This window comes from Fervidobacterium pennivorans DSM 9078 (assembly GCF_000235405.2).
Classification (GTDB): Bacteria; Thermotogota; Thermotogae; order Thermotogales; family Fervidobacteriaceae; genus Fervidobacterium; species Fervidobacterium pennivorans.
This window is the reverse complement of record NC_017095.1, coordinates 642386-655279: the sequence shown is the minus strand read 5'-3', so window position 1 is coordinate 655279 and position 12894 is coordinate 642386. Positions and strand designations below refer to the sequence as shown.

The following is a 12894-nucleotide window of genomic DNA, read 5'->3' as shown; positions in this document are numbered from 1 at the left end:
ATGTTAAGTTTACTCTCAAACAGTTTTTTCTTCAACGAAAAACTCATTAACTTTAGTTAACTTTTGCGTTGAATATGAAACCTCGTGCAAATTGTGGTGTAAGGTAGTATAATATAACCAAAAGATGTTTGATTTACACAGAGGTGAGAGACTCAGCATGGTTAATCCAGATATACTAAATGATATTCCTCACAAAGCTGGGGTGTATTTATTTAAAAAAGGCAACGAATATATCTACATTGGCAAGGCAAAGGACCTGAAAAAAAGGTTAACATCACACTTTAGAGCAACCTCAGGGAAGAGTAAGCTAATCGTAGAGGAAGCGGACGATTTGGAAATTATATTGGTTTCAAATGAAAAGGAAGCACTAATCCTTGAAGCCAATTTGATTTTTGAACACAAACCAAAATACAACGCTATGCTAAAAGATACACAAGTATATCCTTACATACGTATAAGTGATGATGAAGTCCCGTATTTAGAGATTGTCCGTTCACGCAAAGGCACAGGGACTTTTTACGGTCCATACACGAACGTTGCCTTTACTCGGCAACTTTTCGAAGTGCTTAGAAAAGTTTACAAATTTCGAACATGTAAGAAAGACTTAACATCGATAAAGAAACCTTGTATGGATTACCACCTTGGACTTTGTTCCGGAGTATGCGTAGGTGAGGAAAGTGTTGAAGAATATAAAAAAAGGTTGAAGAAGCTAGAAACAGTGCTTAGCGGAAACTTCTCTGATGTTGTTGCATATGTCAAAACCAAAATGGAGCAACACGCGAAACTGTTAGATTTTGAAAACGCAGCCAAGTATAGAGATATATTGATGAATTTCAGCAAAGTTATGGAAGCGCAAGGTGTAGTCTTGCCTGACCAAGTTAATTTAGATGTCATAGTTGGTAAGAGCAATACCTATTTGGTCTTGAGAATCCGTTCAGGTTATCTGATTGGTAAGTTACTTTACGAATTTGAAGGCACGCTTGAAGATTTTGTAGAACAGTTTTATGTATCGAGGGGGGCCGAACTGCCAAAGATTGTTTTAGTTGAACAAAAAAGCAGAGGGCTAACAAAACTAGCCAAAGTGCTCGGAATAGAATTCATAGTTCCATCACCTAAAGCCGAACTCTATTCCGAACTACTTGACAAGGCTATTGAAAACCTCAATTACGAAATAGGGTTGATACTTTCCAACAAGGCTATTCTTAGGCAGATGAAGGAATTGTTAGGCTTGAGTAGAGTACCTTATCGGATGGAAGGAATTGACATATCTCACACCTCCGGCAAAAATACGGTCGCTTCGCTTATAGTTTTCGAAAACGGGGAAGTCAAAAGGGAAGAGTATAGAAGATACAAATTGGGTGATATTTTAGATGACTACGCAAGTATAAGGATGCTTATAAAAAGAAGATACACTAAACATGAATTACCTGACCTCATTTTTGTTGATGGGGGCATCGGACAGGTTAATGCAGTGTACGAAGCGTTAGAAGCTATAGGTAAAAAGTGCGATGTTATTGGATTAGCCAAGGAAGAAGAGGTGATTGTAACCAAGCATGGGGCTGTGAGCTTAAGTTATGACCATCCTGTTTTGAGATTGTTAGTAAAACTCAGAGATGAAACACACAGAGTTGCAAATACGTTTGCAAGACAGCTGGCAACTAAGAGGTCCTTGAGAACTTTCTTAGATGAGATAAAATGGATAGGTCCTAAAAGAAAAAGAATATTACTTGAGCGTTACTCCTCGGTTGAAGAATTGAAAACTGCGTCAAGGGAAGAAATTGAACAATTAATTGGGAAAAAGGCTGCAGAAAGTTTATTAAACGAACTATCTTACCTGAAAGACATTTAAATTCTTGTTAAGTAAGTTGATAAAAGGTTCATAGGTGTTATAATTTAAGCAAGGGAAGAGTCTAAAGCGTTTCGAAGCGTTAATAACGCAAACCTAGAGGTCAATCTGTGCTTATCACATTAAAATATTCCTTTGGGAGGTGGATGTAGTTGACTACATTTATCATCAGAAGGTTACTTTTGTTACCCCTCATCGTGTTGGGTGTGTCGCTGATTATCTTCTCACTCTTCCAGATACTAGGTCCAGATAAGCTTCTTGCTTCATACGTTAACCCAAACGTATTTGATAAGTTGACGCCAGCTGAGCTGGAAGCTTTGAAGGAAAAGTATGGTTTGAACAAACCTTTTATTGAGAGATATGGAAAATGGTTATTCAACGCACTCCAAGGTGACCTTGGATGGTCACAGGTAGGTAAAGAACCGGTTTTGAAAGCGATTTGGGGTAGGTTCCCGTACACACTTGAACTTGCTCTGTACGCATTAGTACCAGTTGTCGGCGTAGGCATTTGGCTTGGTGTTACTGCAGCGGTTAAGCGCGATAAATTCCTTGATCACTTCATTAGGATTATCGCAATCGTTGGATGGTCTTTCCCAGACTTCGTTTTTGGATTACTCGTGCTTATGGTCTTTTATTCAGTGCTTGGTTGGTTCCCTCCGGGAAACCTTTCACAATGGGCTGAAGAAATTGTCAAGTCGCCCGAGTACTTAAAAGTCACGCATCTTCTTACAATTGATGCACTTATCAACGGAAGGCTTGATATTTTCTGGGACGCACTTAGGCATATAATAGGACCGGTTATAACACTCTCATTCCTTTGGTGGGCATATTTGTTGAGAATCACAAGGTCGAGTATGCTTGAAGTTCTTTCCAAAGAGTATGTGAGGACTGCAAGAGCAAAAGGTGTTCCTGAAAAGGACGTCATCCACAAGCACGCGAAAAGGAATGCGATGATTCCGGTTGTAACAGTTGCAGGTGCTATGGTAATAGGTTTGCTCTCCGGTACAGTTATAATCGAGGTTATATTCAACAGAACAGGTATAGGAAGATTAGCTGCTGAAGCTTCCGTTCAACTTGATTACGCAACAGTGTTAGGAACTACTCTGTTCTATTCGATAATCTTAGTGCTCGGTAACCTCATCATTGATATACTATACGCAGTATTTGATCCACGTGTCAGACTTGGTTAAGGAGGTGCCAGAAGATGAGCGAAGGTGTAACAACGACAAAGATGAACACAGAATTCAGGAGAGTTTTGAGAAAGATACTTAGGAATCCTTCTGCTGTTCTTGGTTTTTCGCTTCTTATATTCTTTATCCTCGTTGCTATATTCGCACCAGTTATTGCAAAGCCATTGAACCCGATGATGCTTGATGAGGAAGGAAAACCAATGAAGCTGGATAATCCATACATAATGCCAATTATTACTTGGAGCTCAGAACCAGTTCCACCATCACGTGAACATCCGTTTGGTATGATACAGGGAAGGGATATTTTTTACGGAGTTGTGTGGGGCACAAGGACAGCGTTCTATATTGGCTTGACTGTTACTATACTCTCTACGATTTTTGGTATAATAATTGGTTCAATTGCTGGTTATTACGGTGGATGGATTGATGAAATACTTATGAGAATTACAGATACCTTCATGTCCATCCCGTTCCTTTTGGCAGCAATGGTGCTAACCACAATCTTAGGTAACGGTCTTGACAAGGTTATGATTGCAATGACAGTTTTTGGATGGATGGGTGCCGCCAGACTTATAAGGGCTAACATTCTTCAAGTCAAAGAAGAGCAATTCGTTTTAGCTGCCAAGGCACTTGGAATTAAGGACTTCTTCATTATAATAAAACACATCCTGCCAAACACTATATTCCCAGTTCTCATTCAAGCATCGATGCGTATGGGTTCTCTTGTTATCACTGCAGCAGGTCTTTCGTTCTTGGGACTTGGTGCGCCTCTGGGATATGCCGACTGGGGCTCGATGCTCAACTTTACAAGGAACTGGATACTTGGAACAAGCGGTTCAGCTTTTACATACTGGTATGCGGTCTTTTATCCGGGTATGGCAATGGTTTTATTCGTTCTTGCCTGGAACCTTGTCGGTGATGCTTTAAGAGACGTCTTTGACCCAAGACTAAAATAACGTTTGAAATGGCTGGAGGTGAATAAATTGGAAAAAAAGCAACCACTCTTGAGTGTAAGGAATCTAAGAACGTATTTCTATACAGAAGACGGTGTCGTCAAGGCAGTCGATGGTGTTGATTTTGACGTTTACGAGGGTGAAACCCTTGGAATAGTGGGTGAATCTGGAAGTGGTAAGAGTGTTACCTCCCTTGCCATAATGGATAATGTTAACTAAAAGTATTGAAACTTTCCAAAAACTGCATTATCCTTATAAAGAGGGGACACCCCCCAACCAACTCTCGACAAAGGAGGTATCCCGATATGAACAACTCAACGCTCTCTTGTCCAAAATGCGGTTCCACCAGCTTATACAAAAACGGTCATGACAAATACGGTAACCAACAATTCCTTTGCAAACTCTGCCATCATTCTTTCAAACTCTCCCATTCTCAAAAACGCAAAAACTTCCCTTTCCCTTATCCCAAATGCACTTCTTGTGGTAAATCTATGCAAATTTACAAAGTCCGTCGCTCTTTCGTTGTCTTCCGTTGTAGAGCTTGTCGTACCAAAGATAGAGTACCTTTTAACCTCCCCGAACCAGTCACCCTTATTCCTGAGAAATTTAAATATTTCCGCTTCCCTATCTTTTTCGTCTTAAAGGCTTTTGTTTTGTATATGAAACACAATATGTCTTATCGCTCTCTTGCTCATTCTCTTAATATCAAAGTATCTCATGTCACCATATACAAATGGGTTATTAAATTGTGTACTTTATTCTCTGTACTTTTTCCAACATTTACCATCGAAAATGTTTTCTCAGTTCATGCTGATGAAACTGTTCTTGTGTTCAAAGAACAAAAGTACTATGTTTGGCTATTAGTTGATCACGAAACTAACTTAATTCTTTGTTGGCATGTCTCAAAGTATCGTGATATGGGACAAGTCAAAGTATTGCTCGAGAAGTTCTTTGGTAATTCAAAACCTAGAAACATTGAACTTATTACTGATGGACTTGGTGCATATGAAAGTGCAGTAAAGCTGTTGTTCAGAAATATCAATCACGTAGTGGTACCGCTCGGTAAAAACAATCAATGTGAATCTAAGTTTTCATTGTTGAAAGACTTTTTCCGACTCAAGCGAGGGCTGAAGAATACGAAGAACTTAGCGAAATATATTCAAGGATTTTGTGTAGTGAAGAATCTTTGGAAAACGCACAATGGCAATATCAATCGCATTCTTTCACAATTACACTCTTTCATCACTACAAGTTAACACTATCGTTTGATTAGTGAGAGCTCGGAAGAATCCATCAATCTTTATGCTGCATCAAATTATTATACCACTAAAACTTTCAGACTTCATTAACTTTTTAGATGTCCAATTTGAAAGAACGCACAGGTCCTCCTTGTTTCTTAGCAATTTCGTTCAATTCCCTTAAAATTTCTTCTTTTTTCAAGCCTAATCTCTCTAATTCTTCACCTATTGTCCCCCATTTCACATCTCCACAGACTATAACCTTGATACCCTTTTCAAGTAAAGGCTGTATTAAGTATGGAAAATATTCAGCAATTTCTTCGAAGCTTGTATTTTCAGTTATGTATACCTCTTGGTTGTTTTGAATGTTATCCATTGATTTTCCCTCCTACTTCATTCAAAATTTTATCAACCTTTGTTTAAAGCAATCACACAACAACTTATATTATCAGGTTTGGCACTTTTCAGTATCCTTACAGCCTCTAACATGGTACTACCAGTTGTTAAAACGTCATCAATTAGAAGTATTCTCTTACCTTCTAAAAGTTTCGCTTCCTTTCTTAAAGCAAACTTTCCTTTAACAGCTTCTGCCCTGTCTTTTGTTAACAGCTGGTCAGTTTCGCGAACGGCTTTCAATGCATCTACCATCGGTGTCCGTAACTTTTTTGAAAGTTCGACAGCGACAAGTCTCATATGGTCGTATCCACGCTTTTTCTTAGCGCTTTTTGTCGCTGGAACGTATGTTATCATTTCAGCTGGTATGTTATTTACTACAACCGTTTTATATAACATTTCGCCAAAGTTTTTTGCAAGTGAATGATGGTTTTTGAATTTATAAGCTAAGATGAATTCCCTGAGCTTATCTTCATAAAATCCAAAATAATGGATTTCGTAGGGACCTACTTTTCGTGTTGTTATTGCAGGAGGACTATTAATTACAAAAGCACAATCTTTGCAAAGTCTTTTACCAAAACTTTGCGAACCGCACACCACGCACTCTGTGTCCGTCGTTAGGTTTAATACATTTTCAAATGCGTTCTCAAAATATTTGAATAGTTTTGACAGCTCGGTGTTAAACTTCAATGATTTCATAATCACATGTTTCGGGGTTAAGAATCACAGCGGTAGCTTTTCCTGTGAGATAACCACAAGATTCGCCAGGATTGATTACTAATGTGCGGCCTTCTTTCCTAATGTCAATTTGATGTGTATGGCCGTAAAAAACGAAGTCGTAAAGCTGGGATTTTATAGCCGGCACCAACGCATACGGCTCGTGCATCAGAAAGATTTTAAAACCGGATTCCTCTATTTCATATGGTTGGTTGTGAAGTTTGTTTTGAAATTTCTGCATTAAGAACAGTTTCTCTCCATCGTTATTACCAAATACTCCTATGAACTTAACCCCATTCAAAAGAAAATACGGAGCTACAAAAGGTGAAACTATGTCTCCTAAATGGAAAACATGTGTGATTTCTCTTTGCTTGGCAACTTCCATGAATTCCCTGATTTTAGGTATGTTATCATGCGAATCACTTATTATCATCCACAGTTGATTGTGCTTGTTCATTTCCTTGTTCAATTTCATCGACATGCGAAACCTCCTCTCTGAACGCTGCAAATTTCCACATAAGGAATATTCCAAGTAAAACGATAAGATAGTATGTTACAAGCCTAAACACGAATATCCCTGTCATCACTGCCTTAGGTTCATAAAGATGAGAGAAAACCAATTGGTAAAACCCTTCAACTCCACCGCTTGAACCTGGAGTTGGGATATAAAAGACAATAGTGTTGAGCATATTGACTGCACCCCAGACAACAGATAATGGAACGTTTTTAGTACTCATAACTTCGATTGCATACTTAATCATAAAAGACGGAATTAAAGATACTAATAAGCCCAGGATGAAATCAACAGCCAAGGTCCAGTAGTTCTTGCGGAAGAGCTCCTTTGTCGATTTCGTCATCATATCGAGCCATTCTAAAGTCTTTTTTTCTCTTTCTTCGAGTTTTTTTGACTTCGTTATTCGAGAGAAGAACTTGAAGACAACGAAAAGTAAGTCTCTGTTGGTGAACGTTAAGATACCAGCTATTGTTATTCCGAGCGTAACAAAGAATCCTAACATAATAACCGACAAACCGAGTGTTCCGTTAAGAACATTAAGTATAGTTTTCAACATTATGATGTCGATTGTAAATGTTATAAAAACACTTTCAAACATTCTTGTTAGTGAGATGTTTGTAGCTTCATGAGAGGGAATTCCTAACCTTGTAAGATGGTATATCTGAAAAGGCTGACCACCTATCGACATAGGAGTCACATGAGAAAAGAACACTGTAAGGAAGAAATTTTCGAGTGATTGAAAAAAGGTTATTTTGTAACCTAAACTACGCACGACTATCATCGTTCGAATAGCTTGAGAGCTGTAATCTGAAAACATTAGTAAGATTAGAACAATGATGGCTTTAAATGGGTAGTTCTTAAGCGCTGTTATGGGGTCTTGTTTTGCAAAGAATATGCCTATGATATTTACTATAGCTAATCCTATTACTAAAGCTATGAGTACGTTTTTTAGAATCTTCTTCACATCCAAGCAAATCTCCTCCTGAGATTAATATTATGATTTACCTCAGACAAGGCTGTTATCATTCAAATGTCGTTTAACGAAAATCACATCTTCTGGAGTTGTAACCTTTATATTTATCTTGCTACCACCGACGTAGTAAACATCAATTCCAGATGCTGTAACTATTGATGCTTCGTCAGTAAATGTGTGAAGAATCTCCAAACATGATTCCATAGCATCTTTAATGATACGGTACTTAAAAGTTTGCGGTGTTTGATGAATGAATACCTTACTGCGTGGAATTATTTCATCTATCCTTTCACCATTTTCGGAATAACTAATCGTATCAGTTACGTTGATTGCCGTTACGACAGCACCATAATGTTTGGCATACTCTATGTTCTTTTGAACAATTTCTTTACTTATGAGAGGGCGTGCACCGTCATGAATAACAACGATGTCTTCTTCACCTGCAAAATTTTCTAAGAAAACCAATCCATTCCAAACAGAATGTTCCCTCGTATCCCCACCAACCACAAAATCGAGCAAACTGCCATATTCACTTAGCAACTTTTTGGTTTCATTAAAATATTTTTCAGGGCAGACAATAACTATTTTATCAAAAAGGTTAAAATCTACAAACTTTCCAACAACGAGCTGTAATAACGTTTTTTTATGAATTTCGTCGATAACGTAGAACTGTTTAGGTTTATCCCAACCAAATCGGGAACCGATGCCCCCGAACATTAAAAGAGCGTATGCTTTTTGACTCATTTTTGCTGTTCACCCTTTTTCTTTTTTCTTTCTTCAACCAATTGCAAAAACTCATCTTCTGTTAAGGTCTTAACTCCAAATTTCTGTGCCTTTTGAAGTTTACTGCCAGGATTCTCGCCAACAATAAGGTAGTCGGTTTTTCTTGAAACATTATCAGTGTAATGTCCACCCAATGACTCGATGTACCGCTTTATTTCCTCCCTGGAAAAGTTTTTGAGGGTTCCCGTTACGCAAAAGGTCAGTCCTGATAAAACATCTTCTTTAACTTCGATGTTGCTCTTCATATTAACGCCGGCTTTTTTTAGTTTTTCTATTATCTCCTTTGTTTTAGGCAGTTTGAAGTAATCATATATACTTTTTGCCGTATCTTCACCAATTCCCTCCACTAAAAGCAAGTCTGCAATCGATGCGTTTGCTAGTTCTTCCAACGAGCGGAATTTCCTTGCTAGTATCTTTGCTGTTCTTTCGCCAACTCCAGGAATTCCAAGTCCAACAATCAATCTCTCAAGACTTACAGATTTAGCCCTCTCAATCTCTGACAATATATTTGCTATCATCTTTGGACCTAACCCGCTGATTTGAGCAAGGTCAAAGATGGTGAGATAAAATATGTCTGCGATGTCTTTGACTAATCCGGCATCAACGAGCTTTGAAATAATCTTCGGTCCTAAGCCTTGAATGTCAAGAGCTTGTCTTGATACAAAAACTTCCAGATGCCTTTTGAGTTTCGCTGGACAGTGTGGATTAAGGCACTTGTATGCAACATACTCCTTCGACTCCTTTCCTACAGGTCCACCACATACAGGACATTCATCGGGAACTGTTACAGGTTGTTCCTGACCAGTTCTTAGGTCCTTAACCACATGAACGACTTGTGGTATTATTCCACCAGCTTTCTCAATTAACACGTAATCTCCAATTCTTATATCCTTCTCTTTTATGTAGTCAAAATTATGAAGCGAAGCACGTTTGATAATAGTTCCTTCAAGTTCCACAGGTTCAAATTCAGCAACAGGAGTTATCACTCCGGTTCGACCCACCTGGTATGTAATCCCTATAATCTTCGTCCTTGCTTGTTGTGCTGGGAACTTAAAGGCAATTGCCCAGCGAGGAGACTTCGCAGTCCAACCTAACTCGTTCTGTTTTGCAAAGTCGTTGACTTTTACGACAACACCATCAACCCAGTATTCAAGCTTGCTCCTCTCCTTAGACCAGTTTCTCCAATACTCTATAACTTCTTCTATAGATTTACACAACTTGCTATGTGGATTCACTTTGAAGTGCAATTTTTTAAGAAACTCCAAAGCTTCCCATTGAGTTTTCAATCCGTATTGTTGTGGTTTAACAATGTAATACATGAAAGAATCTAAGTTTCTCTTCGCCACCTCGGCAGGGTCCAATAAGTGCAACGTCCCTGCTGTTGCATTTCTTGGATTTGCAAATGGTGTTAGCCCTTCTTCTTCCCTCTGCTGGTTGTATTCTTCGAAATAACTCACCGGCATGAATATCTCTCCACGAACCTCAATAGTTAGCGGTTCAGGCAGTCTTAGAGGTATAGATTTCACGGTCTTTACATTGGCGGTTACATCGTCACCTTTTATTCCATCACCTCTTGTGATAGCTCTCACCAGTAGACCATTTTCGTATCTAAGTGCAATTGAAACACCATCTATCTTGAGCTCTGCAACGTATTCGACATCTCCTACAGTTTTTCTAACACGCTCATGAAAGTTCAAAATCTCAGCTTCGTTGTAAGTATTATCTAAACTAAGCATAGGTTCGCTGTGTTCGACTGTTTCAAAGCCTTCAATAGGTTGACCTCCAACCCTCTGGGTTGGCGAATCGGGAGTTCTGAGCTCTGGGTATTTTTCTTCAAGCTCGATAAGTCTTTGCATTAACTTATCGTATTCTTCATCAGTAATGACAGGACTCGCCAGAACATAGTAACGATAGTTATGATACTCAATCTCTCTTCTTAGTCTTTCTACCTCTTCCCTTATTTTTTCCGGAACCATCGCTATCCCCTCTTTTACCTTTTTTCTTCGCTCCTTTTTCTTTAATCTTAACACCTTCGAGGAGTTTTTCTATTTCGGTATCAGATTCTGTTTTGACACTTTCATCTGACTTATCTTTTTTTATCTTCTTTAAATCCTTATCTGAAGCGATTTCAAAATCAATTTCCATCCTCACTTTGTCTGCTCTTACTACTTTGGCTTTTAGCATATCACCGATTCTGTAGACAGTTCCTGTGCGCTTACCAATAAGCAAGCTCTTAATTTCATCATAGTAGTAATAATCATCGAGGGTTGAAACATGAATAAGGCCTGAGATGTATTTGTCCGGTATCTCTACAAACATACCAAATTTTGTAACCGATGTGACAACAACATCGTATATTTCACCAATATGTCTTGAAATGTAGTCAATCTTCTTCAGAGCCTCGTAGTCCCATTCTGCCTCATCAGCAACCCTTTCCCTCTTGCTACAATGCACTGCCGCTTTTGCAAGGTACTTTTCTAACTTCTTGATTTCCTTCCTTGGAATAGCTCCACCAGTTTCGAGGTACATTTTCAACAATCTGTGAACTATCAAGTCCGGATACCTTCGTATTGGTGATGTAAAATGTGTGTAAGCTTCCGATGCAAGTCCAAAGTGTCCAACGTTGCTTGGTGAATATATTGCACGCTTCATAGAACGCACCAAAAGTCTTTGTATACTGCTTCTTAGCGGATGGTCTTTTGTTTTTTCCAAAAGCTCTTGCAAAATCTTAGGGTGTATATTTTGTGGTAATTTCATTTTAATTCCCAGTGCGCTTAGATAATTCTTCAGCTGAAGCATTGTATCAAAATCTGGCTCCTCGTGAATTCTGTAAAGGAATGGAATTCCCGCGTTGTGGAATATTTCAGCAACTGTTTCATTTGCCTTAATCATAAACTCCTCAATGATTACCTCGGATTCGCCTCGCTTTCTTGGAATAATATCAATTGCATGACCTTTTTCATCCAGGATAATCTTTACTTCATCACCTTCGATATCAAGTATAGCTCCTCTTCGTCTTCTATTTTCTCGTAGGATATCTTTTAATTCCTTCATCAAATATATATGTTCTGCCAAATCCTTGAGCTTATCGCCTTCAGGTTTTCCTTCAAGGAAAGCATTAACATCATCGTATACAAGTCTTCTGTAGCTTCTAATTACTCCGTTTCCGACTTTGTAATCGACAACGTCTCCTTGTTTGTTAATTTCCATAATCAAAGACATAACAAGCCTGTCCTCGCCTTGGACTAGGCTGCATAGACCATTAGAAAGTTTAAAAGGTAGCATAGGAATTACCCTATCGACTAAATAGACACTTGTTGCTCTGTTATATGCCTCGTTGTCAAGTGCAGTTCCAGGCTTTACATAGTGAGATACATCGGCAATATGCACACCGAGAAGGTAATTCCCATTTGGAAGTTTTTTCACCTGCACTGCATCGTCGAAATCTTTTGCATCAGGTCCATCTATCGTGACAATAACTTCATCTCTAAAATCCCACCTGCCTTCCAAATCTTCCTCTCGAACATAATCCGGTAGTTGTGCCGTTTCTTTAAGCACTTCCTCTGGAAACTCAACAGGCAGGTTGTGTTTTATTACTACTGTAGGAAAGTCAGTAGCGGGGTCCTCAACCCTTCCTAAAACTTCTACTACACGTGCTTGAGGAGACTTTGTTGCAGATGGATATCTAATAATCTCAGCAACAACTTTCATACCGGGTTTTGCGCCGTTTATCTCCTCAATAGGAACGTTGAATTCTACTGGCAATTTTGGGTCATCTGGAATCACAAATGCGAATTGACCTCGGGTTTGAAAAACTCCTACGAACTGTTTGATACCCCTCTCAAGTACTTTCACAACACGTCCTTCAGGTAATTCATACCATTTGCCTATGATTTGGACCAAGACCCTATCTTTGTGCATTGCAAAATTCGTTTTCTCAACTGGTACTGCGATTTCTTGACCTTCATCCGTTGTTACAAAAGCCAGATTTCCACTCCTGGTGAATTCAATAATCCCAGTAAGCAAATTACCTTTCGTTAGCGTGTATCTTCCGTCGTCACCTCTGAATATGTAACCCTGATTTACCAAATCCTCCAACATAAACTTTAGTTTTTGCTTTTCTTTAGGGTCACTAATTTCAAAATGTCTGCACAACTCTTTGAAAGTCATAGGGGTGTAATCGGGCGACTTGAAAAATTTCTTCAGTTCTGGTTTTTTTAACACAAAAATTTCCCTCCTTTATTGTCTTCTTCGCTAATCTACTGTCAATTATATCATACCTAAGCG

General features: G+C 38.8%; 11 protein-coding genes and 1 pseudogene. 5 read left to right on the top strand and 7 right to left on the bottom strand.

Annotation, left to right across the window (positions count from 1 at the left end):
• The first annotated feature begins 157 nt into the window (after nucleotides 1-157).
• From uvrC to FERPE_RS10565, 5 genes and pseudogenes are all read left to right on the top strand, one after another.
• Nucleotides 158-1849 carry an excinuclease ABC subunit UvrC gene (gene uvrC, locus FERPE_RS03015; RefSeq protein ID WP_014451208.1) on the top strand — a complete coding sequence of 564 codons (1692 nt, stop codon included), beginning with the start codon at nucleotides 158-160 and terminating at the stop codon, nucleotides 1847-1849.
• Between the two features lie 149 nt (nucleotides 1850-1998).
• The gene (locus FERPE_RS03010) at nucleotides 1999-3036 is read left to right on the top strand and encodes an ABC transporter permease (protein ID WP_014451207.1); all 1038 of its coding nucleotides are present in this window, start codon (nucleotides 1999-2001) and stop codon (nucleotides 3034-3036) included.
• 41 nt (nucleotides 3037-3077) lie between these two features.
• Nucleotides 3078-3992 carry an ABC transporter permease subunit gene (locus FERPE_RS03005; RefSeq protein ID WP_041263173.1) on the top strand — a complete coding sequence of 305 codons (915 nt, stop codon included), beginning with the start codon at nucleotides 3078-3080 and terminating at the stop codon, nucleotides 3990-3992.
• A 12-nt stretch (nucleotides 3993-4004) separates the two neighbouring features.
• Nucleotides 4005-4193, top strand: a pseudogene (locus tag FERPE_RS03000) (ATP-binding cassette domain-containing protein); the annotation flags it as partial.
• Nucleotides 4194-4294: 101 nt separating this feature from the next.
• Nucleotides 4295-5245, top strand: a complete 951-nt coding sequence (locus tag FERPE_RS10565; RefSeq protein ID WP_011993230.1) for a DDE-type integrase/transposase/recombinase — start codon at nucleotides 4295-4297, stop codon at nucleotides 5243-5245.
• Between the two features lie 97 nt (nucleotides 5246-5342).
• On the opposite strand, the gene FERPE_RS02990 is transcribed toward FERPE_RS10565, so the two are convergent.
• Genes FERPE_RS02990 through rnr form a run of 7 tightly spaced genes read right to left on the bottom strand, consistent with a single transcriptional unit; the run spans nucleotide 5343 to nucleotide 12837 of the window.
• On the bottom strand, nucleotides 5343-5603 hold the full coding sequence (locus FERPE_RS02990) for a hypothetical protein (RefSeq protein ID WP_014451204.1): 261 nt from the start codon (nucleotides 5601-5603) through the stop codon (nucleotides 5343-5345).
• Between the two features lie 32 nt (nucleotides 5604-5635).
• The gene (locus FERPE_RS02985; protein WP_082204732.1) at nucleotides 5636-6319 is read right to left on the bottom strand and encodes a ComF family protein; all 684 of its coding nucleotides are present in this window, start codon (nucleotides 6317-6319) and stop codon (nucleotides 5636-5638) included.
• Nucleotides 6300-6812, bottom strand: coding sequence for a metallophosphoesterase (locus tag FERPE_RS02980; protein ID WP_245530428.1), 513 nt, complete (start codon nucleotides 6810-6812; stop codon nucleotides 6300-6302). The genes FERPE_RS02985 and FERPE_RS02980 overlap by 20 nt, the downstream gene beginning before the upstream one ends.
• Nucleotides 6757-7815, bottom strand: a complete 1059-nt coding sequence (locus tag FERPE_RS02975; protein ID WP_245530444.1) for a lysylphosphatidylglycerol synthase transmembrane domain-containing protein — start codon at nucleotides 7813-7815, stop codon at nucleotides 6757-6759. The genes FERPE_RS02980 and FERPE_RS02975 overlap by 56 nt, the downstream gene beginning before the upstream one ends.
• A gap of 42 nt (nucleotides 7816-7857) precedes the next feature.
• Nucleotides 7858-8568 carry an IspD/TarI family cytidylyltransferase gene (locus tag FERPE_RS02970; protein WP_014451200.1) on the bottom strand — a complete coding sequence of 237 codons (711 nt, stop codon included), beginning with the start codon at nucleotides 8566-8568 and terminating at the stop codon, nucleotides 7858-7860.
• Nucleotides 8565-10583 (bottom strand): NAD-dependent DNA ligase LigA, encoded by a 2019-nt coding sequence (ligA, locus tag FERPE_RS02965; RefSeq protein WP_014451199.1) that lies wholly within the window; start codon nucleotides 10581-10583, stop codon nucleotides 8565-8567. Before ligA ends, FERPE_RS02970 begins: the two co-directional genes overlap by 4 nt.
• A complete protein-coding gene (gene rnr, locus FERPE_RS02960) occupies nucleotides 10531-12837 on the bottom strand; it encodes a ribonuclease R (RefSeq protein WP_245530443.1) in 2307 nt (768 codons plus the stop codon). The genes ligA and rnr overlap by 53 nt, the downstream gene beginning before the upstream one ends.
• Nucleotides 12838-12894 lie beyond the last annotated feature (57 nt).